The organism is Actinotignum timonense (assembly GCF_900155575.1).
Lineage (GTDB): Bacteria > Actinomycetota > Actinomycetes > Actinomycetales > Actinomycetaceae > Actinotignum > Actinotignum timonense.
In genome coordinates this window covers 2,066,933-2,092,092 of sequence record NZ_LT706966.1, presented here as the reverse complement: position 1 = coordinate 2,092,092, position 25,160 = coordinate 2,066,933, and the positions used below count along the sequence as shown (strand labels likewise).

23 protein-coding genes are annotated in these 25,160 nt (G+C 62.1%); 18 read left to right on the top strand and 5 right to left on the bottom strand.

From position 1 onward, the window contains the following. The first annotated feature begins 21 nt into the window (after positions 1 to 21). The 3 genes from CZ322_RS08915 (at position 22) to ffh (ending at position 3,569) form a co-directional block, all read left to right on the top strand. On the top strand, positions 22 to 564 hold the full coding sequence (locus CZ322_RS08915; protein ID WP_087071005.1) for a hypothetical protein: 543 nt from the start codon (positions 22 to 24) through the stop codon (positions 562 to 564). Positions 565 to 610: 46 nt separating this feature from the next. Next, positions 611 to 1,801, top strand: coding sequence for a signal recognition particle-docking protein FtsY (gene ftsY / locus CZ322_RS08910; RefSeq protein WP_087071004.1), 1,191 nt, complete (start codon positions 611 to 613; stop codon positions 1,799 to 1,801). 205 nt (positions 1,802 to 2,006) lie between these two features. Continuing rightward, positions 2,007 to 3,569: a signal recognition particle protein gene (gene ffh / locus CZ322_RS08905; protein ID WP_087071003.1), complete on the top strand. Its 1,563-nt coding sequence runs from the start codon at positions 2,007 to 2,009 to the stop codon at positions 3,567 to 3,569. Positions 3,570 to 3,631: 62 nt separating this feature from the next. Here ffh and CZ322_RS08900 read toward each other — a convergent pair whose 3' ends face one another. Next, on the bottom strand, positions 3,632 to 4,708 hold the full coding sequence (locus CZ322_RS08900) for a cation diffusion facilitator family transporter (protein WP_087071002.1): 1,077 nt from the start codon (positions 4,706 to 4,708) through the stop codon (positions 3,632 to 3,634). A gap of 321 nt (positions 4,709 to 5,029) precedes the next feature. Between CZ322_RS08900 and rpsP the strand changes: the two genes are divergently transcribed. The 12 genes from rpsP to CZ322_RS08840 all read left to right on the top strand — a co-directional run bounded on the left by rpsP (position 5,030) and on the right by CZ322_RS08840 (position 15,711). Beyond that, entirely contained in the window at positions 5,030 to 5,509 is a 480-nt protein-coding gene (gene rpsP, locus CZ322_RS08895; protein ID WP_026428524.1) for a 30S ribosomal protein S16, read from the top strand. Then, positions 5,509 to 5,748, top strand: a complete 240-nt coding sequence (locus tag CZ322_RS08890) for an RNA-binding protein (protein ID WP_026428525.1) — start codon at positions 5,509 to 5,511, stop codon at positions 5,746 to 5,748. The genes rpsP and CZ322_RS08890 overlap by 1 nt, the downstream gene beginning before the upstream one ends. A gap of 100 nt (positions 5,749 to 5,848) precedes the next feature. After that, complete coding sequence (rimM, locus tag CZ322_RS08885; RefSeq protein ID WP_087071001.1) at positions 5,849 to 6,508, top strand: ribosome maturation factor RimM; 660 nt, start codon at positions 5,849 to 5,851, stop codon at positions 6,506 to 6,508. After that, positions 6,508 to 7,950: a tRNA (guanosine(37)-N1)-methyltransferase TrmD gene (trmD, locus tag CZ322_RS08880; protein ID WP_087071000.1), complete on the top strand. Its 1,443-nt coding sequence runs from the start codon at positions 6,508 to 6,510 to the stop codon at positions 7,948 to 7,950. The genes rimM and trmD overlap by 1 nt, the downstream gene beginning before the upstream one ends. A gap of 120 nt (positions 7,951 to 8,070) precedes the next feature. Next, complete coding sequence (rplS, locus tag CZ322_RS08875; protein WP_016442470.1) at positions 8,071 to 8,424, top strand: 50S ribosomal protein L19; 354 nt, start codon at positions 8,071 to 8,073, stop codon at positions 8,422 to 8,424. Between the two features lie 513 nt (positions 8,425 to 8,937). Next, entirely contained in the window at positions 8,938 to 10,257 is a 1,320-nt protein-coding gene (gene lepB / locus CZ322_RS08870; protein WP_159455025.1) for a signal peptidase I, read from the top strand. A gap of 5 nt (positions 10,258 to 10,262) precedes the next feature. After that, the gene (locus CZ322_RS08865; RefSeq protein ID WP_087070998.1) at positions 10,263 to 10,940 is read left to right on the top strand and encodes a ribonuclease HII; all 678 of its coding nucleotides are present in this window, start codon (positions 10,263 to 10,265) and stop codon (positions 10,938 to 10,940) included. Continuing rightward, a complete protein-coding gene (locus tag CZ322_RS08860; protein WP_026428528.1) occupies positions 10,940 to 11,263 on the top strand; it encodes a DUF2469 domain-containing protein in 324 nt (107 codons plus the stop codon). Before CZ322_RS08865 ends, CZ322_RS08860 begins: the two co-directional genes overlap by 1 nt. A gap of 128 nt (positions 11,264 to 11,391) precedes the next feature. Continuing rightward, positions 11,392 to 11,817 (top strand): YraN family protein, encoded by a 426-nt coding sequence (locus CZ322_RS08855; RefSeq protein WP_087070997.1) that lies wholly within the window; start codon positions 11,392 to 11,394, stop codon positions 11,815 to 11,817. Continuing rightward, complete coding sequence (locus CZ322_RS08850) at positions 11,814 to 13,334, top strand: YifB family Mg chelatase-like AAA ATPase (protein WP_087070996.1); 1,521 nt, start codon at positions 11,814 to 11,816, stop codon at positions 13,332 to 13,334. Before CZ322_RS08855 ends, CZ322_RS08850 begins: the two co-directional genes overlap by 4 nt. Next, positions 13,321 to 14,754, top strand: a complete 1,434-nt coding sequence (dprA, locus tag CZ322_RS08845) for a DNA-processing protein DprA (RefSeq protein ID WP_087070995.1) — start codon at positions 13,321 to 13,323, stop codon at positions 14,752 to 14,754. The genes CZ322_RS08850 and dprA overlap by 14 nt, the downstream gene beginning before the upstream one ends. A gap of 21 nt (positions 14,755 to 14,775) precedes the next feature. Then, entirely contained in the window at positions 14,776 to 15,711 is a 936-nt protein-coding gene (locus CZ322_RS08840) for a tyrosine recombinase XerC (RefSeq protein ID WP_087070994.1), read from the top strand. Positions 15,712 to 15,785: 74 nt separating this feature from the next. Here the strand turns inward: CZ322_RS08840 and CZ322_RS10290 are convergent, their stop codons facing one another. From CZ322_RS10290 to CZ322_RS08815, 4 genes are all read right to left on the bottom strand, one after another. After that, complete coding sequence (locus CZ322_RS10290; protein WP_234984523.1) at positions 15,786 to 16,526, bottom strand: M23 family metallopeptidase; 741 nt, start codon at positions 16,524 to 16,526, stop codon at positions 15,786 to 15,788. 130 nt (positions 16,527 to 16,656) lie between these two features. Beyond that, positions 16,657 to 17,763, bottom strand: coding sequence for a ribosome small subunit-dependent GTPase A (gene rsgA / locus CZ322_RS08830; RefSeq protein ID WP_087070993.1), 1,107 nt, complete (start codon positions 17,761 to 17,763; stop codon positions 16,657 to 16,659). A gap of 818 nt (positions 17,764 to 18,581) precedes the next feature. Further along, positions 18,582 to 19,310, bottom strand: a complete 729-nt coding sequence (locus CZ322_RS08820; protein ID WP_087071206.1) for a multidrug ABC transporter permease — start codon at positions 19,308 to 19,310, stop codon at positions 18,582 to 18,584. A gap of 14 nt (positions 19,311 to 19,324) precedes the next feature. Beyond that, positions 19,325 to 20,287 (bottom strand): ABC transporter ATP-binding protein, encoded by a 963-nt coding sequence (locus CZ322_RS08815; protein WP_234984522.1) that lies wholly within the window; start codon positions 20,285 to 20,287, stop codon positions 19,325 to 19,327. A 711-nt stretch (positions 20,288 to 20,998) separates the two neighbouring features. On the opposite strand from CZ322_RS08815, the gene rpsB reads away from it, so the two are divergent. From rpsB to CZ322_RS08800, 3 genes are all read left to right on the top strand, one after another. Next, positions 20,999 to 21,886 (top strand): 30S ribosomal protein S2, encoded by an 888-nt coding sequence (rpsB, locus tag CZ322_RS08810; protein ID WP_087070992.1) that lies wholly within the window; start codon positions 20,999 to 21,001, stop codon positions 21,884 to 21,886. 29 nt (positions 21,887 to 21,915) lie between these two features. Beyond that, the gene (gene tsf, locus CZ322_RS08805; RefSeq protein ID WP_016442485.1) at positions 21,916 to 22,764 is read left to right on the top strand and encodes a translation elongation factor Ts; all 849 of its coding nucleotides are present in this window, start codon (positions 21,916 to 21,918) and stop codon (positions 22,762 to 22,764) included. 649 nt (positions 22,765 to 23,413) lie between these two features. Continuing rightward, positions 23,414 to 25,147 carry an SHIRT domain-containing protein gene (locus CZ322_RS08800; RefSeq protein ID WP_101657590.1) on the top strand — a complete coding sequence of 578 codons (1,734 nt, stop codon included), beginning with the start codon at positions 23,414 to 23,416 and terminating at the stop codon, positions 25,145 to 25,147. The last annotated feature ends 13 nt before the right edge of the window (positions 25,148 to 25,160 follow it).

Here is a 25,160-nt window from a genome sequence, read left to right as displayed (position 1 = left end):
AAAAATTCTCATAATGAGACCGTGCCCCTTATCATCGTTGTTATCGCCATCATTATCGCTGCCGCAGCGCTGGTGTATGCCCTGTCCTTTGCGCGGAATTCCGGGAAAAGCGCTGGAACATCCGTCGCGGAATCTTTTGACGCGTGGCGCTCTGATGAACTGGATATGGACACCTATGACATCGTCCACCACGATACGGCGGTCGACGATATGTTCGAGGCTTTCGCGCACGAATCCGAAGCTTATATCACTTCCGAAACCCTCGATGAGCACTTTGACCGCGCGCGAGAAACGGAGCGTGAAATCTCGGAAACGGTGCGCCGCAACAGTGAAAAACTGCGGGCTCGTATTCCCGCCCCGCCGCTGCGCCGTCGCGCCGTGAGCGCCGAAGAAGAAAACCGCGCGGAAGCCGACGGTGCGGGCGTCGCAGAAGTCGTGGACGGTGTGGAGGGCGCGGACGTCGTGGGCGTTGCTGCGGAGGCACCGGAAGAAAGCCACGGCACGGACGTCGCAGAAAGTTTCGCGCCTGAGGACACTGACGAGCGCGAACGGCGCAGCGCCTAAAACCTTCTAGGTGGAAAAACTTGCCCCCCTCTGCAAGACTGGAGGGGTGGATAATCCTGTAGTTCTTGCACTTGTCATCGCTGGCGTTGCCGCCCTCCTCCTTGTTCCCCTCGTCATTTCCCTGGTCAAAAAGAACCAGCGGCGCGAGGAATTGGAACGCCGGGATACCCCAGTTCTTGAAGGGGATGGTGCGGCAGAAGCCGCGGAGGGTACCGATGCAGAAGCACCCGGCGAAACTCCCGGTGAAAGCACCAGCGATGCCACCCCGGATATTGTTACCGTTCCGGCTGTTGAACAACCCGAATCGATTCCCTCCCGGATGCAGCGCCTGCGGGCCCGGCTGGCTCGCTCGGGCGGTTTCGGGCAGGCACTTTTGGCGATTCTCTCGCGCGGGGATCTTTCCGCGGCGGACTGGGAAGAACTGGAAGATACCCTCATCATGGCCGATGTGGGGCTGGATGCTACCAGCGAGATCATGGAGGGCCTGCGCTCGCGGGTGAAAATTGAAAGCACCAGCGACCCGCAGCGGGTACGCGAAATTTTGCGTGAGGAACTGCTGCGCCACGTGGGTCCGGATATGGATCGCTCCCTCAACCTCACCCGCAGCGAAGCGGATTCCGGCGCGGTGCATCCCGCGGCGGTTCTTATGGTGGGCGTGAACGGCACCGGGAAAACCACCACGGTGGGTAAGCTCGCGCGCCTGCTGCGCGCGCAGGGAACCACGGTGCTGCTCGGGGCTGCTGATACCTTCCGGGCGGCCGCAGCGGATCAGCTGGTCACCTGGGGCGACCGGGTGGGAGTCGATGTGGTGCGTTCGGATCGCGAAGGTGCCGATCCGGCCTCCGTCGCTTTCGATGCGGTGGCGCAGGCCGATGCTGCCGGAGTGGACGTAGTGATTGTGGATACCGCTGGACGCCTCCAAAATAAGGCCGGGCTCATGGACGAACTTGGAAAAATCAAGCGCGTTATGGAACGCACCGCGCCGGTCAATGAAGTTCTTCTCGTCCTGGATGCCACCACGGGGCAAAACGGGATGCAACAGGCTCGCGTTTTCGCGGAGGTGACCGGGCTGACCGGTATTGTGCTCACCAAGTTGGACGGCACCGCCAAGGGCGGCATCGTTATTTCGGTGCAGCGTGAACTGGGCGTGCCCGTCAAACTGGTGGGCCTGGGGGAGGGGCCGGACGACCTGGCTCCCTTCGACCCGGAAGGTTTCGTCGATTCCCTGCTGAACTAAGTGGGGGAAGTACGGGAAGTGCGGAGCGTGGGGCAAGGAGCGGGCAGAGACGCGCGGGCTGGTATCCCGGCGCCACGTTTGCGGGTAGCTCTACCGCCGCACCATACCTCCGCATCAGCGGGCACGCCGCCGCACCAGCGGCGAATATGCGCGCCCGCGCCCCCTGCTTTACAATGGAACGAGTTTTTGACGCGAAGGCTGGCCAGTGTTTAATAATCTTTCCGACCGGATTTCCGGTGCATTCAAGAATCTGCGCTCCAAGGGTGTTCTCACCCAGGCGGATGTAGAAACCACCATTAGCGAGATTCGGCGTGCCCTCTTGGACGCCGACGTCGCGCTTCCCGTGGTGCGCGAATTCACCGCCGCGGTGCGCGAACGCGCCACCGGTGCGGTGCGCTCCCAGGCCCTCAACCCGTCCCAGCAGATCGTCAAAATTGTTAATGACGAACTCATCGAGATTCTCGGCGGGGAAACTCGGGAACTGAATTTTGCGCAGGGGCGGCCCACCGTGGTCATGCTCGCCGGCCTCCAGGGCGCGGGTAAAACCACGCTGGCTGGTAAGCTCGGGCGTTGGTTCGCCCGCGGGGGCCGCAAGGCGCTTCTCGTGGCCTCCGATTTGCAGCGCCCCAACGCCGTGCAACAGCTCCAGGTCGTGGGTGAACGCGCCGGGGTGGATGTATGGGCTCCCGAACCCGGTAACGGGGTGGGTGACCCCATCCAGGTGGCCGCCAGTGGCGTGGACTACGCCGCCGCGAACGGCTACGGCGCCGTCGTGGTGGACACCGCCGGGCGTTTGGGTATCGACGAGGTCCTCATGCAGCAGGCCGCCGATATCCGGGCCGCCGTCAATCCCGACGAAGTACTCTTCGTTATCGATGCCATGATCGGCCAGGACGCGGTTGCCACCGCGAAGGCCTTCCAAGATGGCGTTGGCTTCACCGGCGTGGTTATCACCAAGCTCGATGGCGATACCCGCGGCGGCGCGGCGCTCTCGGTGCGCGGCGTGACCGGCAAACCGATTCTCTTCGCCTCCACCGGTGAAAAACTGGAAGATTTCGAACGCTTCCACGCCGACCGCATGGCTTCCCGCATCCTCGATATGGGCGATATTCTCTCCCTTATCGAACGGGCCGAAGCCACCTGGACGCAAGAACAGCAGCGCGAACTCTCGGAGAAAATGAGCGAGGGGTCCTTCGACCTCAATGACTTCCTCGTGCAAATGAATCAAATCAAGCGGATGGGTTCCCTCAAGAAACTCATGGGGATGCTGCCCGGAATGGGGCAGTACCGCGAAGCCCTCGAGCAGTGGGACGAATCCTCGATGGGGCGCGTGGAGGCCATTATCCAATCCATGACGCCCGCCGAGCGCCGTACCCCGAAAATCCTCAACGGTTCGCGCCGTCAGCGCATCGCTCGCGGTTCGGGGACCACCGTCCAGGAAGTCAATCAGCTGGTGCAGCGCTTTGAGGGTGCTGCGAAAATGATGACGCAGATGAGTCGCGGGGGCGGGATGCCGGGAATGCCCGGCATGCCCGGCGTTGGCGGGGGCTCACGCAAACAGAAACGCGCGAAGAAGAACGTTTCGGGCGGCAAGAAGGGGCGTTCGGGGAATCCGGCGAAACGCGCCCGCCAGGAAGCCGAAGCAGCGGCGGCACGGCAGCGTGCCGAACAGGGCTCGGCCTTCGGCAAGGGAGCTCAGCTTCCCGGCGCTGCTCAAGCGGGGCCCGATATGGCAAGTATGGAAGAGCTCAAGCGCTTCCTTAAATAACGACGACGACGGCGCAGCGGGCAGGAGGAATCTTGCCCGCTACGTTGTTCTTGGCCACGTGGTTATTTCTGGGAGGGAGCGGCGTCGTCGTTCTTCCCCGTGGTTAAAGCCTCCACCACGATATCCGGCACCGCATCAGAAATACCGCCCAACGGCACGTAACCTTCCGGAATGTCCTCGTAGGAACGCGGGTCTTCCAAGGGCTCCACGTGGATGAGGGCACGCAGATGGGGCACGGCGGCGCGTAATTCCTCCGCGATATCCTCGGCGAGTTCGTGGCCCTCGCGCACCGTCCAGGTGGAGGGCACCAGCAGATCAAAATTACAAAACGATTCACGCCCCGCCACCCGGGTTTGCAGACCGTGGAAACGCACCTCGCGGCGGGTATGCGAACGGAGAATCGCTACGATTTTTTCGGTATCCGGGTCGGGAAGGGCTGCGTCCATGAGGCCCGCCAGCGACTCACGCAGCAGCTTTACCCCGGTGAGCAGGATATTGGCCGCGACCAGGATAGCGACGATGGGATCGAGAAGAGGCTGATCGGTTAGCGCCACCAGCCCCACACCCACGATCACCCCGGCGGAGGTGATCACGTCGGTCAGGAGATGTTTGCCGTCGGCGCGCAGGGTGGGGGAACGGTGCTTCGCACCGGCGCGCAGCAGGATGGTGCCGACAAGCCCATTGACCAGTGACGCGAGCGCCACGATGCCCAGCCCCCATCCCAGGTCCGAGAGCGGCTGGGGGTGAATAATGCGATCAACTGCGGAAAAAATAATAAAACCGGCCGCCGCGAAAATCATCGCGCCTTCCACGGCGGAAGAAAAATATTCAGCCTTCGAGCGCCCGTAGGTATAGCGCTCATTGGCGGGTTTCGCAGCCGCGGAAAGAGCCAGCACAGCAACGACAGCCGCTGCCAGATTGACCAGCGATTCCGAGGCGTCGGAGAGGAGACCCACCGAACCCGTGAGCCAGTAGCCGGCCGCTTTGAGCGCAATGGTGATGAGGGCTGCCGCAACGGAGAGCCAGGCATAGCGCACCAGTTTTGAGGTAGGAGCGGCTGCGGTGGCGGGGGAGTCCACGGCGGCGACGGTGCCCGCAGGCGCGGCGGCAGGAGAGACGGTGGTATTCACGCCTCCCATCTTGCCAGGCACCGTGGGGCTTGTCAGGTTCAAACGGTGGGACGGTGGGACGGTGGGATGGTGGGATGGAGCGATGGTGAGACGGTGGGCTCGAACCGCGGCTATAGCGGCATCGCCCCGTCGTGGCGGCGTAAGTGATCTCACCGAACGTCCGCACATTGCCGGTTCCCTCCGCCAGGAAATTCTGGCAGAATAGCTAGATGTACTTGGAAGATGCCGGGTCCCTCTCAACCCGGTGTCATCTGTGTTCACGGGTTGCACGGTGCGCGTCCCCCAACCGGCCGGGTAACCCACCCCAATGAGAAAGGATTGACCACAAAAGTGGCAGTCAAAATTCGTTTGAAGCGCATGGGTAAGATCCGTGCGGCCCAGTACCGTATCGTCGTGGCGGATTCGCGTGTCAAGCGCGATGGCAAGGTTATTGAGGAAATCGGCTACTACGATCCCAATACCCAGCCTTCCACCATCCGCATTGATTCTGATCGGGCCCAGTACTGGCTCGGTGTGGGTGCTCAGCCCACTGAAGCCGTGCTCGCGCAGCTCAAGGTGACCGGTGACTGGCAGAAGTTCAAGGGATACAAGGATGGCCAGGAAGGCCGCCTGCGTGTTCCGGAAACTGTGAACGCTGAAGAAGCGCGCGCCGCAGCGGTCAAGAAGGTCCAGGACGACGCCGAAAAGCGCCGTGCTGCCGCTGCCGAAGCGAAGGCGAAGGCCGAAGCGGAAGCCGCGGCTGCTGCCGCCGCTGAAGCTGGGGAAGCCGAAGCCGGCGACGCTACCGAAGCGGAAACTGAGGAAGCCTAATGCTGACGGACGCTCTGGAACACCTGGTCAAGGGAATTGTTGATTACCCGGATGATGTCAAGGTCTCGGCATCACGTAATCGTCGTGGCGAACTTCTGGAAGTTCGGGTGAACCCTGACGATCTCGGTCGGGTGATCGGCCGTGGCGGGCGTACCGCCAAGGCTCTGCGTACCGTCGTCAACGCGCTTTCGGACGAAGGCTCCGTGCGCGTGGACGTTATCGAAACGGATCGTAACTAACGTAGCGGCATACCGGCCCTCAACCTTTCGGGGTTGCGGGCCGGTTTTGTATGAGCCACCACCGTTGCCCGCCGTGTGCGGGAGCTGAAAGAAGGACACGATGCAACTGACGGTAGCTATTATCGGGGCACCGCACGGACTCAAAGGGGAAGTCCGCCTGGATGTGCGCACGGATTCACCTGCACGCCGCCTCGCGGTCAGGGCCCAGCTAGAAACCGATCCTGCCGATTTCGGGCCACTCACCATCACCCGCACCCGCGAATACCGGGGAGTCACCTACGCGCTCTTCGCTGAATCAACCACCCGTGATACCGCCGAAGCACTGCGCGGGGTACGACTCATCGTGGAAACCGATGAAGATGAGCCCGAAGAAGACGCCTATTACGCCCACGAGCTACGAGGTCTGGAAGTACTCGACCCGGAAGGCTACGAGCTCGGAATTATCACCGGCTTGGAGAACGGCCCCGCCCAGGATGTCTTGGTGGTGCGTGAGCCTGATGGCCGCATTGCCCGCGTTCCCTTCGTACGTGAGATTGTGACCGCCGTGGATCTGGACGACCATTGCGTCGTCGTGGATGCCCCGGCCGGGCTTTTCTCCGATGACGACATGATCGTGGTGGAAGGTGATGACCTAGCCGGTGCCCTCAGTGCCGCGGGGGAAAGTGGCCTGGGGAAAAGCGGCGAAGGCGAAAGCGGCGCGGAGCAAAGCACTTCCGAAGCGAATACTACGGAGGAAGACGGCGCGGAGGAAGCTGAGTAATGGCGGGCTTGCGTATTGACCTTGTCTCGGTTTTCCCGGAATTCTTCGATGTTCTTGATTTGTCACTGGTGGGCAAGGCGCGCCGTCGCGACGTCGTCGATATTCGCACCCACAATCTGCGCGACTGGACCAGCGACGTCCACCGCACCGTGGACGATACCCCCATCGGGGGCGGGGCGGGCATGGTTATGAAACCGGATGTCTGGGGCCGTGCGCTCGATGACCTTATCGGTCCGAGCGCCCCGGAAACAATCACCCTTGCTATTCCCACCCCCTCCGGGCGGCCCCTCACCCAGCGCCTCGTGGAAGACCTGGCAACCCGGGAACGTATCATTATCGCCTGCGGGCGCTACGAGGGAATCGATGCGCGGGTAGCTGAACATTACCGCGGGCACGGGGTGCGCGTGGAGGAGTTTTCCCTCGGGGACTATGTCCTCAACGGTGGGGAAGTGGCGGCAGTGGCTCTCGTGGAGGCCGTTACCCGTCTCATTCCCGGCATGGTGGGTAACCCGGAGTCCCTCGTGGAAGAATCGCACGGTGCGGCAGGTTTGCTCGAATACCGTGTCTACACCCGCCCCGTTAGCTGGCGAGAGCTCGAGGTACCCGCGGTGCTGCTGGGCGGTAACCACGGGGCGGTGGCGCGTTACCGGCGCGACGAAGCTATCGCGCGCACCGCTGCGCGCCGTCCCGATATGATCGCGGAGCTGAATACCTCGCAGCTGGACAAACACGACCGGCCGGCGCTCGCGGCGGCGGGCTATGTATGGCGCACCAGTGACGCACACCCGGTGGCGGTGGATACTGAGGTTCTGGGTGCTGCTGGCGCCGTCGTTTCCGGCGACGGGGCGCGACGGCGCACCGCAACCGAGCTGGCTGAGCTGGCCACCCGCACCTTCCCCGATGCATGCCCGCGTTACCTCAGCGAAGCGGATATCGCCGCTTTCGTGGCCGAGAATCTTTCCGTCGCAGCTTTCGAGAATTATCTTGCCGACCCGCACTGGATGGCGGTGGTGGTACGTGCCGCCAGCGGAGAGTCGCGCGGGGAATTGCTGGGGTACAGTCTTACCTTGCTGCCCGATAGTGTGGTGGGAATGGGGGGCGACGACGTGGCCGGGCGTGAGGACGGTGCGCCATTCACGCACCTTCCGGATCGGGACGGCCCGTTGCTTGAGCTCTCTAAGTTCTATGTGGAGCGCAGCTGGCACGGCAGCGGGGTAGCGGATCTGCTCTGGCGGGCAACGGTGGAGGCCTGCCGGGCCCGAATCTCGGACGCCGATTCAGCGCCAGCACCCTACCTGTGGCTCGGAACGAATAAAGACAATCGGCGCGCTCAACGCTTCTACAAACGCTGCGGCTTCCGAAAAGTAACAACCCGAGAATTCCAGGTGGGTGAGGTAGTCAACTCCGATCTTATTTTTGCCTGTCCGCTGACTGTGGCATAATAGTGGAGTTTCCTCGCTTTCATAATGCGCTGAGCCTGCCGCAGGGGGTCGCGCATCGGCGAGATCTTAACCGATAACAGCGCCCCTGGCCTGCGTGCAGAGGCGGAAAGTGAATGAATAATGCAGACTCTTGATGTAGTTGATGCTTCGCGTTTGCGCGACGATATCCCCGATTTCCGCGCCGGTGACACCGTGCGTGTGAACGTGCGCGTGGTGGAAGGTAACCGCACCCGTACCCAGGCGTTCCAGGGTGTTGTTATCGCCCGCCAGGGTGACGGCCTGCGCGCCACCTTCGATGTCCGCAAGATTTCCTTCGGGGTGGGCGTGGAACGTAAGTTCCCGGTGCATTCGCCTTCCATCGAATCAATCGAAGTGATTACCCGCGGTCGGGTGCGTCGCGCCAAGCTGTACTACCTGCGTGATCGCCACGGTAAGGCAGCGAAGATTCGCGAACGTCGCACCGATTCCAAGTAAGGAACGGTACGAACTTCTCGTTCACATATGGACCCGCATCTCGGTGCGGGTCCATTTTTCTACCCAAGCTGGTCCTGGTTACTAACCCACGATAGCCGCCAATTACCCACGGTAACCGCCAATTTCTCCCGGTATCCGCCACTAACCGGCGACAACCGATAAGTCGGGGTTGCACCCCACGTGTCCAATGAGCCTCAATCGTGAGCGAGGGCTGGAGCATTCCTGGAGCCTGGCCGAAATAGCGTGGCGCGACGGCGCGGATAACCTTAGGTACGCTCAAGCGCGCTGGTAGCATGGAATACGCATATCTTTTATCTATTTCAGGCGGAGGGGCGTATGGGCGAGGGCACGTCAGGCGGGTCACGGGCATCGGAGGATGCCTCGCGGTGGCCAGCAGGGCGGACCCACCGGAGCCAGGCTCGCGGCCGCCGGGCCGCTACCCCTACCTCCACCCCTACCCCACCTGAGCTGCCGGAGCCGTACGCGGCCCCGGCGTTCCTCGAACCTTCAGTGGTGCCGGATGCAGATAATCTCCCGGATCTCGACGAGCTATTCGATTCAGAGGACTCGTCCGATGCGGAAGCCACTCCCGCCGCTGCCCCCATTGCTCCTGTTGCCGTTCCCGTCGCTTTCACCGGAGCTCCTGCCACTCCCGCAGCAGCTGCTTCCGCCGCGACCCCCGCAACGGGGCATACCTCAGCAACACCAGCACCAGGGCCAGATTCCGAGCCAGCGCCTTGCCCGCCCACACCACTGGAGTCCAACGGAGCAAAAAACGTGTCGGAGGGGCCGGCTAAGATAAATTCAGCTGAAGCCCGGTTACGGCTGACGCTCACGGAGCAGCTCTCCAACGCGGATGAAGGCCTCTATGCCGAAGCTTTGCGAGATGATCTGGCCCGGGCGGAAGCACATGTCAATCACGGAGGAGTCACCATGAATACAACGGACGGTCAGTCCTCCGCTGCCAATATGGAGCAGCCGCCCTCGTATCCTCCCGAGGTTGCCCCGGTGCGCCCCGAGGCGGAAACCCGGGAAGCCCCCGTGCGTAATTCACGTTTGCGCAGCGTAGTGGAGATGGCACTGACTGTCGCCGTCGTTCTTCTGGTCTCCGTTATTATCAAAACCTTCTTTATTCAAGCTTTTAACGTGCCGTCCGGTTCCATGGAAACCACGCTGAGTACCGGGGATAAGTTCTTCGTCAACCGCATGGTGACCGATAATGAGGACTTACGCCGCGGCGATATCGTGGTCTTTGTGGACCCGGGCGGCTGGCTGGATGATGTGGAAGAAAACCGCTCCTGGATTGCCCAAACCGGCACTCGTATCCTGCAAGGCATCGGGCTTCTTCCGGCGGATTCTGGCCACTACCTGGTGAAACGAATTATCGCAAAGGGTGGGGATACCGTCAGTTGCTGCGGAGAAGATGGCCGTTTGCAGGTGAACGGCGTGCCGATCACGGAGGAATATCTCAATTACGGGGTTTCACCCTCCTTGCAGAAATTTGAAGTGAAGGTCCCGGAAGGCTACCTGTGGATGATGGGGGATAACCGCGCAAATTCGAAGGACTCGCGGTGGCATCAGCGTGAATCCGGAAACGGATTCGTGCCGGTAGATAACGTGGTGGGCCGGGCCTGGTACGTTTTTGCTCCGTGGAGCCGCCACGGGCGCCTACCTGATATGAGCCACGTTTTCGCCGGTGTTCCCGAACCTGCCGCGCCCGCGAGTGTGCGGCTTGTGCTGCCGGAGAACCCCGTTGATCCGCGCTCCTTATACGCGGCCACGGCAGCCCAGCCGGGGCTGCCTAGCGCCACGCTCTCCGGGCAGGGCAGGTAGCACGCGTGCAGGAACCTGATCGTACAGTTGAAAAAGAACTGTTAGCTCGGCTCGAGGAACGCGGCGGGCGTATTCTCGCCGCCGTGGATGAAGTGGGTCGCGGTGCTATCGCAGGGCCGGTCTGCGTGGGTATTGCTCTCCTGGACAGAAATACTCCGGATGCTTTCCCGCCCGGATTACGCGATTCGAAAATGCTGAGCGCGCACCGCCGCGAAACGATCTACCAGGCAGCCCGCGACTGGCCGCTCGCGGTTGCGGTAGGAAGCGCCCCCGCCAGCGTTATCGATCAGGTCGGAATTATTGAAGCCTTGCGCTGCGCCGCCGCGGACGCCCTCACCCAGCTGGAAAAAGAAGGACTGCGCCCCGATGCCGTTCTTCTTGACGGAAAGCACAATTGGTGGGCCCAGGATTCCCTTTTCGATGCCGAACCGACCGTTCCGCAACTTCCGGTCACCACCGTGATTAAAGGGGATGCTTCCTGCGCCGGGGTTGCCGCGGCGTCCGTCGTCGCTAAAGTTGAACGAGACCGCTATATGGAGGCGCTCGCGAAAGAATTTCCCGATTACGATTGGGAACATAACAAAGGGTACGGTACGCCCTCCCACCTCGAAGCTATCGCGCAGGTGGGGCCGAGCCCGTATCATCGAATGTCGTGGCATTTGCCCGCGGTAAGGAGTGAATAATGAGCGAGATTGACGGCTACGAAGCCGAACTGGAACTCGCGTTATATCGCGAGTACCGCGATGTTGTGAAGATTTTTCGGTACGTGGTGGAAACCGAACGGCGTTTCTACCTCGCCAACGACGTAGACGTGAAAGTGCGATCGTCCACCGCCGGCGACGTATTCTTCGAAGTGAATCTCACCGATGCGTGGGTGTGGGATATCTACCGCACTTCCCGGTTCATCCGCTCGGTACGCGTGGTGACCTTCAAAGATGTCAATATTGAAGAGCTCAACCAAACCGATATTACCCGCGAACTCGATCTGCCCGGCTCCTCTCTTTAATTGGGGGCTGTTGCGTTGTGAGTTCGACGGGCGCTCGCTTTTATCCACAGGTTTCTGAAACGACGACGCTATCCCCAGCCACGCACCCCTCGAGCCACCATCGGTAATTTCCGCGCCACACTAGGGGCATGTACCAGTGTGAAACTTTGCATGCCAGCATCGCCCGCAGCGAGCTTGCCCCGCTTCCCGCTTCCGCCACCACCAGGGAGCTAGGGGAGTGGGGAGAAAGCGTGGCCGCCGCATATGTGCGGGAGCACGGCTACCAGGTGCTGGCCCAAAATTGGAGATGCCGGCGCGGGGAAATTGACCTGATATGCCGCGAAGAACCCAGCGGGGCTTTAGTTGCGGTTGAGGTGAAAACCCGGCGCGGGCACAATACAGTGCCGGCACCGCTGGCCGTCAGCCTCGAAAAGTATCGCCGCCTCCGCTGCCTCCTGGCGCAGTGGCTCCACGCTGATGGCGCGCACTACCCTGATCTCGCGGTGGATATCGTGGCCGTCACCGTGCCCACCTCCGGTCCCGTTACCATCGAGCATCTGCGGAATGCCTCATGATCGGCACCTCCCATACCGTCTCGATACTCGGGGTCCAGGGCCTGCCCATCCGGGTGGAAGTAGCGATCCTTTCAGGCCTGCCGAATTTCACGATTGTGGGCCTACCCGATGCGGCGGTGAGCGAATCACGCGAACGCATCCGGGCCGCTTTCGCCGCAGCCCGAATCGCCTTCCCGGCCGGGCGCGTCACCGTCAATCTATCTCCGGCAGATACCCCGAAAGTCGGCACCGCTTTTGATGTGGCAATTGCTGCCGCCATCCTCGCTGCACAAGCCCACACCCACCTGCCACCCGGCACTGTGTTCCTGGGTGAATTAGGCCTGGACGGATCGGTACGCCCGGTGCGAGGAGTATTACCGTGCGTGCTGGGCGCCGCCCACCACGGCTTCCGGCACGCCATCGTTCCCCACGGTTGCGGAACCGAAGCTGCACTCGCCCAGATCCAGGTGGGAGAAATCTGGCATATCACCCAGATCGCCCAGCGCCTGGGAGCGGCCAGTGACCCGGTGCCACCGCCGCCACCTGTGCCGGTATCCCAGCCCCGCACCAGCACTGATATGGGCGACCTCTCAGAGGTACGGGGCCAATACCTGGCCCGCCACGCCTTGGAAATAGCAGCCGCGGGAAGCCACCATCTCCTCATGATCGGGGCACCAGGAGTGGGTAAATCTATGCTCGCCACCCGCCTACCGGGAATCATGCCGCCTCTCACTCGTGCCCAAGCGGTAGAAAGTGCCAGTATTCGCTCCATTGTGGGGCAATTCGAGGAAATCACCACCCGGCCTCCCTACGTGGCGCCCCATCATACGTCGAGTGCCACCGCGTTGGTGGGAGGCGGAAGCCGGCCCCGCCCCGGCGCTATCTCCCTCGCGCACCACGGCGTACTTTTCCTCGATGAACTTCCCGAATTCACTACCCGGGCTATCCAATCTTTACGCGAACCCATGGAATCGGGAGAAGTGCATATTCACCGCGCCCAAGGCTCGGTATGCTTCCCGGCTCGTTTCCAACTGGTAGCAGCAGGAAACCCGTGCCGGTGCGGCAGGCTACTAGATTCCCCAACCTCCTGCACCTGTTCGGGAGCGGACCGCGCCCACTACCAGCATCGCATCGGAGGTCCGCTGCGGGATCGCATCGATCTCATGGTGAATCTGCCCAGGCCGAGCCGGGCGGAATTAGCCGCGGGCAATAGCGGCGATAGCAGCGAAACGGTTGCCGCGCGGGTGCGCGAAGCACGCGAACGCCAACACCACCGCTTCCGGAGTGAAACCTGGGACGTGAACGCCGCTATCCCAGGCACCTGGCTCCGGGCCCACACTCAGCTAGCAGCTAGCTCAAGCGCGAGTCTGAGTGAGGCCCTCACCCGTGGACTCATCAGCATGCGAGCCGCGGATAAAATCCTGCGAGTTGCCTGGACCCTCGCAGACCTAGCCGGCCATACACAACCCACCACCGACGACGTTGCCGGGGCGTTCGCCCTGCGCGGGAAAGGAAATTCTGGCTATGACGGAGGATAAAACATCCCGGACCAGCAGCGAAATAACGGGAGCTGCCGGCGCGAGAGACACCGCCGCGGAAACTGCCGGCACGGGAGCGGCCTACCCGGGAACTACCGGAACAGGAGCGGCTCACCCGGGAACTGCCGGAACAGGAGCGGCTCACCCGGAAACCGCCGGCATGAAAAACACAAGCACGGAAGAAGAAACCGCAGCAATGGCATGGACACGCTTGGCCGAAGGGGAGGACTACCACGCCGTTGCACTCACCGACAATCTCGGTTACGCCGGAGCGCTTGCCTGGCTCGAGGAAGCACGAGCGGGCGCCCCAGTTCCTGAACCGCTACGCGCGGCAGCTACCCGCTGGGGCGCCCGGTACGATGCACAGGGCTTTGCGCGTGACCGCGAACTGCTCAACCGAGGCTATGGGTTTACCTACCCGGGTAGCCCCACCTGGCCGCAATCCTTAGCGCAGCTCGGGGAACAACGCCCGCTGGGGCTGTGGTGGAAAGGAAATATTGCGGCACTGGATCGCCCCGCGCTCGCGATGGTGGGCTCGCGCGCCGCTACCGACTATGGCGAAAAGATCGCCACCGATTTTAGTTACGAGCTGGCCGAACGCGGTGCTCTTATCGTTTCCGGGGGAGCCATGGGTATTGATGCGGCCGCCCACCGTGGCGCCGTGCTAGCGAATGCTCCGACCGCGGTGGTGTTCGCCAGCGGGATCAACCGCCCCTATCCCAAAGTCCACCAGGAACTTTTCGCGCGGATTCTTGATACCGGCGGGCTCGCCCTATCCGAAACTGCACCGGGAAATGCTCCCCACCGGCACCGTTTCCTGGCCCGAAACCGAATCATTGCGGGCCTATCGCAAGCCGTTGTTGTTATTGAAGCTCCCTACAGGTCGGGCGCCATTAACACCGCGGGGCACGCCCATACCTACGGCATCCCGGTCGGGGCAGTACCCGGCTCAATTTACGCCATGTGTTCAACGGGCTGTCACCGGCTGCTGCGGGAAGGAGCAGTGTGCATTACCCGGGTGGAAGATATCGTGGAAATACTCGGCTTTAGCGCCGGCCAGCAACTCCTCCACGTCAATCGCACTCGGACTGCGGCGCAGGGAAACGGGGCGGCTCATGACCGTAGCGGAGCCGCAAGCCGGACGGTCACTCGTGCCCTTGCCAGCGGGGTGCAATTAGGGCTCGGGCTTGCCGTCACCGATCCGCTTGCCGGGGATCCGCGGGCGGTGCGGGTGCGAGATGCACTGCCGGCTCGTAATTACCAGCCGCTGGATAAAATAGCGCAGACCGCGGGAATGGGATTTGCTGAGGTGATGGCGGCCCTCGGGAAACTTGAGGTAGCAGGAATCGCGGAAAGTCGAGGAGGGAAGTGGCGCCTGACTCCCCAGGCTCGGGAGGCGAGCCGGCACCGGTCCTCCTAAGACTGGCATAAACTGGGAAACATGCGAGTAGCAGATATCTTGGAACGTTATGAGCGAGAATTGCGGCTGCGCCGCGGATACTCCGAACATACGATCCGCGCCTATCTGCACGAGGTTCTCTCCCTCCTCACTTTTCTCCACGAGCTATCCACCGGAAAAAAAGCGGGAGATGAGGACTTATCCGAGCTGGATATTGACCTCGAACACCTGGATCTCGCTGATCTGCGCGCCTGGCTAGCCCATTCGCGCGAACACGGTAGCGCTTTGGCCTCGATGGCCCGGCAATCGGCCGCGATACGAACTTTTAGTTCCTGGGCATACCGGTGCGGTTATACCGCGTCGGATGCGGCAGCGCGGCTGAAATCACCTCGGGTCACCAACGAGCTCCCGCATGTTCTCAACGAGCACCAGGCCCAACAATTGCTCAATAACGCGAAAAGCCACGCGGTTGAGAGCGGAGAAGCTCTCGCCTACCGGGACTGGGCGGCCCTTGAGCTCATGTACGCGGCGGGTTTGCGCGTGAGCGAAGTCTGTTCCTTGGATATTGACCAGGTTCGCCCCGATCTGACGGTGCGCGTCGTCGGAAAAGGAAATAAGGAACGCGTGGTCCCGTACGGGGTGCCGGCCATGCGGGCCGTGCAAGAATACCTGCCTGCGCGTGCCGCTCTTATGAAAGAACCGACTCGGGCTCTCTTTTTGGGGGCGCAAGGTAGGCGCCTCAACCCGCGCTCGTTGCGCGACGTGGTGCACCGTGCGGCCAGCCGCGCGGGGGTGCCCGATATTACCCCCCACGATTTGCGCCATTCCGCCGCCACGCATCTTCTCAACGGCGGTTCGGATTTGCGCAGCGTCCAAGAGATCCTCGGCCACTCCTCCCTGCAAACCACGCAGCGCTACACCCACGTCAGCGCAGATAGGCTCCGTGCTGCATTCGCGCAGGCCCATCCGCGGGCCTAAGTACTCCTCACCAGAAACATCGCTGAAGCAGCACAGAAGCATCCCTGAAGTAGCACACGAGCGTCACGTGAGCGTCACGGGTACAGGCGGATCTCACGCCGGTAGAGGAGCGAGAGCGGGTCAATATAGGTTTTCCCGCGCCGTGCGCCCCAGTGCAAAACATCCCCGGGGAAGCGCCCGCCATCCTCATGGCCGGCCAGCAACGTCCCAATCACGGTCCCGGCGCTCACGGTATCCCCGCGGTGCACGCTCGGCTCCACGGGTTCATAGGTGGTGCGCAGGCCATTGGTGTGTTCAATAGAAATAACGGGGCGGTCCGCGAGCATCCCGGCATACACCACGGTGCCCGAGCCAGCCGCCAGCACCGGACTCCCCGCTGGAAGCTCCACATCGACACCGCGATGCCCGGGCAGCCAATTCTGCTTGGGCGGATCAAAGGGCCGGGTCACCACCGGCGCGCTACCGGTAGGGGAGTGGAAGCCAGTGGCGTGGGGCCGCGCTGCCTTCGTATGGGCTACATTTTCAGCGTCCGCCATGGGGGTGGACGTAAGCGGTTTTTCCGGCTCGCTATCCGTTGTCGAGGTTGCGGCCGGCGCGGGGGTATTATCCGACGACGCCGCCACCGTGCCAGATGCCGATTCTGAAATAAGGCTCGCCACCAGGGTGAGAGCCGCGCCGGCCGCGGCCAGGCAGCGTGCCACGATTATGCGCCCCGCACGGGAGCGGGAGCGCACCGTGGACCGGGCACGGGTACTGGTGCCCGGGCCACAGCGCGCACCGGGGAATTGAGTCGCAAAAATCCTGAGAGTCTTCATAGGGCTGAGCATGCCCTGGCTAGGACTCGCCCGCCAGAGGACCACCGCAGGCTGTGGATAGTCGATGCGTTCCAGCATCCTGTGGATAGCTCTGGCTTGTATCCGGGCGTTCGCCCGGGATTTTGCGCTGTTATCCGCGGTTTTTGCCCTTCAGGCGCATCGTTTCCCGCCGCCCGCGGGTATTCTCTTTCGAAGCGTGCCGGTCCTGGCTCCGCGCCGTTCGTGCATCGCTGCGGGAACGTAACCGCTCCGCCTCCGCCATCAACCGCAGATAGCGATCCAGCCGGTCCGCGTCCAAAGCCCCGCTCGCGCATGCCTCGCGCACCGCACACCCCGGCTCTCGCCCGTGGCTACAATTCGCGAAATGGCACGAAGCAGCCAGTTCGCGAATATCCGCGAAGGTATCCGCAATCGCCTCCGTGTCCATCGTGGCGCCTAAAGCGCGCACTCCGGGAGTGTCGATGACCGCGAAGTGTTCTCCGCAAACCAGCTGGCGCCCGGTGGTGGTGTGCCGACCCTTATGGTCGCTTTCGCGCACCGTTCCCACCGTCTGGGTGGCTCCGAGCAAGGTATTGGTGAGGGTGGATTTCCCCGCACCGGAGCGCCCCACCACCACGACCGTGCCGGAGAGGAGCTCAACGAGTCGCGCCACGTCCACAGCCGAGCGTGCATCAAGCGCAAGCACTTCTTCGCACCCATCACCCAGTTCCTGGAGATCTGCCGGGTTTGCCAGGTCCGCCTTCGTGAGCACCAGCCAGGGGCGGGCCCCGCTCGCGTGGGCCAGGGCCACGAAGCGTTCGATACGCCCGCGACTGGCTGCTGGCACCACGGGTTCCACAATGAGAACCACATCAATATTCGCGCAGGTAGGTTGCTCGAGAGCGGCTCGGCCCACCGACGGGCGGGTGAGGTAGGTACGGCGCGGCAAAATGTCGAGAATATGCCCGGAATCATCCACGCCTACCCAGTCACCCACCACCGGCGGCCAGGATTCACTATCTTGGCAGTGACCTGGAATATCGAGGTCAATACGCACCGGCGCTCCGTCCGGCGCACCATGCGCAGCCCCGTCCGGCACCCCGTCCGGCGCACCGGTCTCATCAACGAGGAGCACCTCAACGGCGCCGCGATGTACCGCGGCGATCCGCCCGCCGTGCACGCGCGCGACGCCGCCAAGATTCATTTCCGCGACTTTCAGGTAGGCGGCCCAGCGTTCATCAAAACCCAGAAAACTCATACAACATCCCTCCGCATACCCGAACGCAGCCGAGCCACCGCATGGCGGGTCGCTAATACACCGATACCGGCCCAGATCGCCGCAACCGCAATATCACGGACTACCAGCCACCCGACCGGCTCAGCGATACCAGCAATGGTTCCCGAGAGGGGGACGGCATTCGCTAGTGCTGTCAGCACCGGCGGGGAGGACTCGAGGGGCACCAAAACCCCCGAGGNGGGGGACGGCATTCGCTAGTGCTGTCAGCACCGGCGGGTAGTACTCGAGAGGCACAATAACCCCGGTGAACACCGGCAGGAACGTCGCGAGTAGCGTCGCCCCCAGATACGGGTCGGGAAGATCCACCCCGACACCGGCCGCCGCCACTCCGAGCAACACTCCGCATACCAAAGCAGCCACCGCTAAGAGCGCTACGCGCCCCAGCAGCATTGCATCTTTGTCCGGGGAGAGGAGGAAGACGGCGCCGATGGCCGCACTACCGGTGGAGACCGCCAAGATACATGGGACGGTAGCCACCGCCACCCAGTACACCACGTCGAAACGACGGCGCAGGTGCACTTCCTGGAAGATCCCCAGCGCCCGGTCGGTTGCCACCGCGCTGACCACTCCGGAGGCCACCGACGTGGCCAAAGCAACCAATGCCGCGGCATAGCCGGTGCGCACCAGGTCCGGGGTTCCCACATCATTGCCGAGCACCACATCAAAAAGCACGTCGAGGAGCGGAAGCACCAGGACGGTGGTCACCGCCGTCCCCACCGTCGCAAAGGTCACTGACGAAGCCCAGGAGACCCCAATAATCGAGCGATAACGTGTCAGCATCACATCACCTCCAAGGTACCGGAGCGGGTAGCACGGCGCAGCGCCGCACGTCCCGCCACTCCCGCCGCTGCCAGCCACGTACCCAGCACGACCGCCCAGATCGCCACGTCACTCCAGGTAATAGCTTCTCCGAAGAGCAGGGAGGTGGGCATCGAGAGGGGTACGAAGAAGGAGAGATAGGCCAGCCAGGCAGGTGGCGTCGTCGTCGTAAAAAGAATCCCGGACGCTAAAAACATCGGAACCAGAAGCAGACCTTCGTAACTAATCGCGTTCGGGGTGAGCACGAAAAGCGCGGCGATGACGAAAGATACGCTCAGGTAGCCTATCCATAACAGAAGAACGCCGCACGCAAATCCCCAGGACGGTGCAGTAAAAGTGACTGAGGCGGAGCACAGAGCCCACGTCACCCAGGCCACCGGGAATGCCGCCAGTCCGAAGGAGCCAGCCGATGCCACCACCGCGGCGAGGCTCCGTAGCGCCCCAATCGGAGCGCTCACCAGGTAGACGAGGGTGCCCTTATAACGCTCGAAACCAATAATTCCGGCAGCGCAGGTGGCCGTGGTCCACATGCCGATAATCCCGGCACGCACCCACCCCTGCGTCGCGCTCATAGTCCCGAAAGCTCGGAAACTCAGGAATTGCACCAGTGCGGTGGCGAGCGTCGTCGTCACCATGAGCTGGATGAAATAGGGGACAGACACAAATTGGCGCACGTGAAAAGCGCTCATACGTAACTGCCGGATCATCGTGCCAACCCATCTGCCAGCGCGAGATACGTTTCCTCCAGCGAGGCCGGGCGGGTAACCAGGTCCTCCGGCTCGTGCCCGAGAAGCGCCACCAGGCGTTCGGCTTGCGCACCGGAGCGCGCATCCCAATAGATCGTGACCGCCCAGTTGCCTGCGCGCGGACGGCGAATAATCACCGCGTCAGGGAATTCAGTTTCGAGGCCCGCGAAAATATCCGCCTTGCGCGCACCCAGCGTGAAGGTCGTGGTTGCACCAACCCCGGCATAGTCCGCAATATCGCGCACACTGCCGCGCACCGCGATTTTTCCTGCGCCGATGACGGTGATGATATCCGCCAGTTCTTCCACCTCAGGCATGGAATGTGAGGTGAGGAGCACCGCGGTGCCGCCGGCGGCAACGTCGCGGATAATATCGCGCACCGTTAGCGCGACGTCGGGATCCAGCCCCGTGGTCGGTTCGTCAAGAAGGAGCAGTGGCGGGGCGCCCAATAAGGCGCGCGCCAGGTGGAGGCGTTGGCGCATACCGCGCGAAAACTGGCCCACTTTAGCCCCGGCAGAATCGGTGAGCTTGACACGCTCAAGAACATCAGCGACGACACCGCGCCGCTGCCCGCTTGACACCCCTTGCAAGTCGGCAAAATAGAGGAGATTATCGCGCGCCGTAGCCCGCGGATAAAACCCGAGGTCACCGCCTAGCACCAGACCCAGGCACGAGCGCGCCTTCTCCGGATGGCGCACCGCGTCAATCCCCGCGATCCGGACCTGCCCCGACGTGGGAGCCAGCAAGGTGGCGCACATCCGCACCGTTGTGGTTTTCCCGGCCCCGTTCGGACCGAGCAAGGCATGCACCTGGCTTGCCTGCACCTGGAGGGACACATCTTCAACTGCAACAAATTTTTCTTTCCCGAAAACGCGCCGCACGTGGGCGACGTCGAGGACGGGAATATGAGGATCTATCAAAATCCTTGTCCTTATCAATCCAATTGCCGTATTCAGGGCAGCATGAACCCCTCCCGCACGCGCCATTTAGGAAAGTACATAGGTGTACTCACCCGGAGGCTTCAGAAAAGTAGTTATAAGCTCCGGGCGCGCATCATCGCTAAACGCGTGCGAGAATACGACTTTCTCGCATTTTTATATAAAGAGAATTTCCTTGATGCGATAGGTGTTGAATTCAAGGACTCTCATAGGGCAGGTCGCTCCTAGATTGCAGTGTTAGTAACTATGCAGGTCATCCTATAGTCATGTGGCAACGCTGTACAACCTCAGCCGCATCGTGAGACGTAGCGGGTGCACGTGTGTGAGCGGCGCTCGCCCTGACGGTCCCGCACCAGATACGCGCTCGCCCTGACGGTCCCGCACCGTGTAGTCGCTGGCCCGCCCCGCCCCGTGCTTATTCGCCCTAGCCGCAATATTCCCGCGAAAATCACATCCGCCCGCCGTTCCCCGTTTTTCCGGCTGGGGTAATATGTACAGGCGGCCGGTTATCTCCGGTCGTAATACGCGTGCCCACATACGAGGGTCGCGGATCGGTCCTGGCATGTGCAGCCCAGTGGGTGGCGCATATTGGGAACCGCGGTTCGTGGGCACCAGGGCGCGGCGGCAATTCCGCCGTCGTGCAAGAACCGATACCGCGCCATCGCCCCGATGGCGCCTGAGAAAGGACGCCGCATGGCTGTCGTCACCATGAGCCAGCTGCTGGAAGCTGGTGTGCACTTCGGGCATCAGACCCGCCGTTGGAACCCGAAGATGAAGCGTTACATCCTCACGGATCGTAACTCGATTTACATTATTGACCTGCGCAAGACGGTCGCCGATATCGACCGCACTTACGATTTCGTTAAGGAAACCGTGGCGCACGGCGGAAATATCCTCTTTGTGGGCACCAAGAAGCAGGCGCAGGAAGCCGTGAAGGAACAGGCCGAACGCACCGGGATGCCCTACGTGAACGAACGTTGGCTGGGCGGTATGCTCACCAACTTCCAGACCGTTGCCAAGCGTATTGAGCGCCTCAAGGAACTCGAGCAGATGGACTTCGAGGACGTTGCCGGCTCGGGCCTGACCAAGAAGGAACTCCTCATGCTGTCCCGCGAAAAGGACAAGCTGGAGAAGACCCTCGGCGGCCTGCGCGATATGCACCGCCTGCCCTCCGCCGTGTGGGTTGTGGACACCAACAAGGAACACCTCGCGGTCTCCGAAGCTAATAAGCTCAATATTCCGGTGGTTGCCATCCTGGACACCAACTGCGATCCGGACGAAGTGGCCTACCCGATTCCGGGTAACGACGACGCCATCGGTGCCGTCGGGCTGCTCACCCGCGTCATCGGTGATGCGGTAGCCGAAGGCCTCCTGGCCCGCGGCGCCGGCAAGAATGCCACCGAAGATGCGATGCCCGAATGGGAACGCGAAGTTCTCGCGGCCGGGGAAGCTACCGAAGAAGCCCCCAAGGCTGAAGAAGCCGCTCCCGCCGCGGAAGCTGAAGCCGAGGCCGCTCCGGCCGAAGCCGAAGCCACCGAATCCGAAGAAAACAAGTCCGAAGAAGCTGACGCCCAGGCCTAAGCCTGAGCGCTACAAGTGAGGAGTGAAGCATGGCTAATTACACAGCCGCCGATGTGAAGGCGCTGCGTGACAAGACCGGCGCCGGCATGATGGACGCCAAGAAGGCTCTCGACGAAGCCCAGGGGGATTCCGCCAAGGCCGAAGAGATCCTGCGCGTCAAGGGCATGAAGTCCGCCGCCAAGCGTTCGGACCGCACCGCTGCGAACGGTCTGGTGGCCTCGCACGTATCCGATACCGCTGCCGGCCAGCGTGGCATTCTCGTGGAGATCAACGCCGAAACCGACTTCGTGGCCAAGAATGAGAAGTTCATCGGTATGGCCGATGAGATCCTCACCGCCGCCGTGGATTCCGGTGCCGATAGCGTGGAAGCGCTGCTCGCCGCCAAGCTGGGCGACGGCACCGTTGCGGATCGCATCACCGCCATGACCGCCGTCATCGGCGAAAAGATGGAAGTCTCCCACGTGGAAGTCCTCGAGGGCGAGCACGTGGAAGCTTATATGCACCGCACCAACCCCGACCTGCCCCCGCAGGTGGGCGTGCTGGTTGCCACCGATGCCAAGGCTGCCGAAGTTGCGCATGACATCGCCGTGCACATCGCCGCGCTCGACCCGAAGTACCTCTCCATTGAGGACGTTCCGGCCGACGTGGTAGAAACCGAAAAGCGCATCGCCACCGAAACGACCATCGCCGAAGGCAAGCCGGAAAAGGCCGTGCCGAAGATCGTGGAAGGCCGCATGCACGGCTTCTACAAGCAGGTCGTTCTCGAGGAGCAGGGCTACGCCCGCGAGCCGAAGACCCCGGTCAAGACCATCGTGTCCCAGACCGGCGGCAAGGTGACCGGTTTCAAGCGCCTGCGCGTCGGTTCGCACGCTGAGTAAGTTTGCGCGCACCGGGATGTAGTTTCCGGTTGCCGGGAGCCTAGCTTTCGGTTGCGTGAACGATAGACGCCGGAGGGCGGGAGGTACGAGAGTACGTCCCGCCCTCTGTTGTATGTAGCGCCGATGCCTTGCGTGCAGGTGCGGGCTACGTGTGCATGCAGGTGCGGCACGATTGATGGGCATCGGTCCCTTACGTGCAGGTGCAGTGCGATTGGTGGGCGCCGGTGTGGTGCGGTGCGGCGCGTGTGCAGTGAAGCGCGCCGTTAGTACGACGACGGCGCCCCGCGTGCCGCGGGGCGGGGCCAGCCCGCCGTCCGCACCGTAGGCGGATATCGATCACCTGGATGCGCCACGAACTGGCCCGCCACCCCGGAGCACCGTAGCCTGCACCGTAGGGTCCGCCGTGCGCACCGTGCCGAACTTTAGGGAGTGTGGACTTCAGTGGATTCGAAACCTAAATAATCTTGCAAGCTGGTTGAAATATGCGATGTGCCTGCTCAGAGCGGAGGCGCTTAATGTCGGAAATAATAAGGTGTAGACATGAATATTCTTTGAGAATAATATGCAACTGGGAATGTATTTCAGCATTTATAAACCGAAGGAAATATTTGCCATGGTTGCACAAATCTCGCGGGGGGGGGGACTTATTTTGTCCAAGCCTATCCGTGTTGTTCTAACTATTCTCCTTGCTGCGGGGCTCATCGGATTTAGTACCGTTCCTGCCTCCGCCGATCCAACTGATGTTCCGATTACCGTAGGTAGCGATGCCTACGCAATCGATAATGAGGGGCAGATTACCAGTGAGAGCGAGTTCCTCTACGACTCCTCCAAGGGCGATACCGCCACCGATGCCTACCAAATTGCCTACCGTGGCACCCTCGATATGACGAAGGTTTGGCAGCTCTACAGTTTCTTCAAGTCGGTGTGGCTGTGGAGAAACGCCAATGACCAGGCGCGTTACGCCGCCAAAACCTTCAGCGGGGAGTGGGATATTTCCTTCACCGTCGATCCCGCGGTGGTCTCCTCAAATCCCGATTTCGTAAGCTGCGAGGCCGTGCAGTCCGAAATGGATAAGCAAAATGCGCCTTCCAAGTTCGGTGAGATCATGCGCTGCGAAACCGCCGCGTACGATGCCGCCACCGGTAAGTTCACCGCTCACTTTGGGCTGCACCACGCGGACGGCAGCAAGGTGACGGGCGCGGACCTCGACAAGCCGGAATACCAGCCCGCCAAGCTTGTTCTCACCACCCCGGCGCACGCCTTCTACGTGCCGCAATCGAAGTTTGAGGCCGGCAAGACCTTCTCCATGGTGGAGCCCACCGTCCGCGGCACCATGGCAATGGATTACTTCTACGTAGGGATGCCGCTGCGTTTCAACGACACGTCGGATCCGGTGACCTTGACGATGGTTGCTACCCATGATGCTACTTTCGCTTTCGCCAGCCGGGATCCCGAGCGTCAACTCCCCGAAAGCGTCACGAAACTCGTACCGAAGCGCGTGACTAAGTTGCGCGACGGCGTACAGGTGGCCCCGCCCGCACTGGAGCAGACAAGCGTTGCTGACGGCCAAGGCACCTGGACCTTTGACGCATGGGAACCCGCTGAGGCAACTATGGCCGGAAGCGACCTCGACTTCGTTGGTTACTGGACGTACGCGGTGAATCCCGATGCGGTCTTCAACGCCACGTACAAATATGTGGCCGCTGACGGCTCTGCTCTTCCCGACGAGGTGATGGCCACCCTGCCGAATTCGGAGCAGGTTACCCAGGGTTCGACAGTCACACCGCCAACTCCGGCACAAACAGAGTTCACAAGTACCACTCGCACCGAGAACGCAGATGTGGTGACAACGTGGAAGTTTGATGGGTGGGAGCCCACGAGCGCGGTTGTTGATGGTATGGACCTGAGCTTCACGGGCACCTGGACGAAGACGGTTGTGGAAACACCGCTGCCGCCCAAGCCGGAGCCTGAACCGGGGCCAGATCCGGAGCCCGAACCGGAACCCGACCCGACATGTGAGCCAACGGTCGAGCCAACGGTCGATCCGACGGTCGATCCGACGGTCGATCCGACGGTCGATCCGACGGATACTCCCACCACGGAGCCCTCGCCCCGTCCATCGACGGAGCCGTCACAAACCCCGACGGTTGTTCCAACACCGGAGCCGGCACCAACCTCCGCTCCGCAGCCCACGGTGCCAGCACCTGTTGCGCCCACGGCTGCTCCCACGATCTCCCCAACGGCCGCACCTACGGCTAAGCCCGCGCCGGTCGCGCAAGAACTGTCGAAGACCGGGCCGTCCGCGACCCCGTTCGCACTCGCTGCCGGAGCCCTTATGCTTGCCGGAGTCGGGATTCTCGGCTTGCGCCGTCGTTCTCACTAAAAACAACCGAACG

Excerpts from the sequence above, each read along its gene's own strand:
- CZ322_RS08820 (WP_087071206.1), bottom strand. The coding sequence starts at position 19,310 with ATGAGCGCTTTTCACGTGCGCCAATTTGTGTCTGTCCCCTATTTCATC.
- CZ322_RS10290 (WP_234984523.1), bottom strand. The coding sequence starts at position 16,526 with ATGAAGACTCTCAGGATTTTTGCGACTCAATTCCCCGGTGCGCGCTGT.
- CZ322_RS08890 (WP_026428525.1), top strand. The coding sequence starts at position 5,509 with ATGCTGACGGACGCTCTGGAACACCTGGTCAAGGGAATTGTTGATTAC.
- CZ322_RS08860 (WP_026428528.1), top strand. The coding sequence starts at position 10,940 with ATGAGCGAGATTGACGGCTACGAAGCCGAACTGGAACTCGCGTTATAT.
- CZ322_RS08855 (WP_087070997.1), top strand. The coding sequence starts at position 11,392 with ATGTACCAGTGTGAAACTTTGCATGCCAGCATCGCCCGCAGCGAGCTT.
- dprA (WP_087070995.1), top strand. The coding sequence starts at position 13,321 with ATGACGGAGGATAAAACATCCCGGACCAGCAGCGAAATAACGGGAGCT.
- trmD (WP_087071000.1), top strand. The coding sequence starts at position 6,508 with ATGGCGGGCTTGCGTATTGACCTTGTCTCGGTTTTCCCGGAATTCTTC.
- CZ322_RS08840 (WP_087070994.1), top strand. The coding sequence starts at position 14,776 with ATGCGAGTAGCAGATATCTTGGAACGTTATGAGCGAGAATTGCGGCTG.
- tsf (WP_016442485.1), top strand. The coding sequence starts at position 21,916 with ATGGCTAATTACACAGCCGCCGATGTGAAGGCGCTGCGTGACAAGACC.
- rsgA (WP_087070993.1), bottom strand. The coding sequence starts at position 17,763 with ATGAGTTTTCTGGGTTTTGATGAACGCTGGGCCGCCTACCTGAAAGTC.
- CZ322_RS08850 (WP_087070996.1), top strand. The coding sequence starts at position 11,814 with ATGATCGGCACCTCCCATACCGTCTCGATACTCGGGGTCCAGGGCCTG.
- CZ322_RS08900 (WP_087071002.1), bottom strand. The coding sequence starts at position 4,708 with ATGGGAGGCGTGAATACCACCGTCTCTCCTGCCGCCGCGCCTGCGGGC.
- rplS (WP_016442470.1), top strand. The coding sequence starts at position 8,071 with ATGCAGACTCTTGATGTAGTTGATGCTTCGCGTTTGCGCGACGATATC.
- rpsB (WP_087070992.1), top strand. The coding sequence starts at position 20,999 with ATGGCTGTCGTCACCATGAGCCAGCTGCTGGAAGCTGGTGTGCACTTC.
- rimM (WP_087071001.1), top strand. The coding sequence starts at position 5,849 with ATGCAACTGACGGTAGCTATTATCGGGGCACCGCACGGACTCAAAGGG.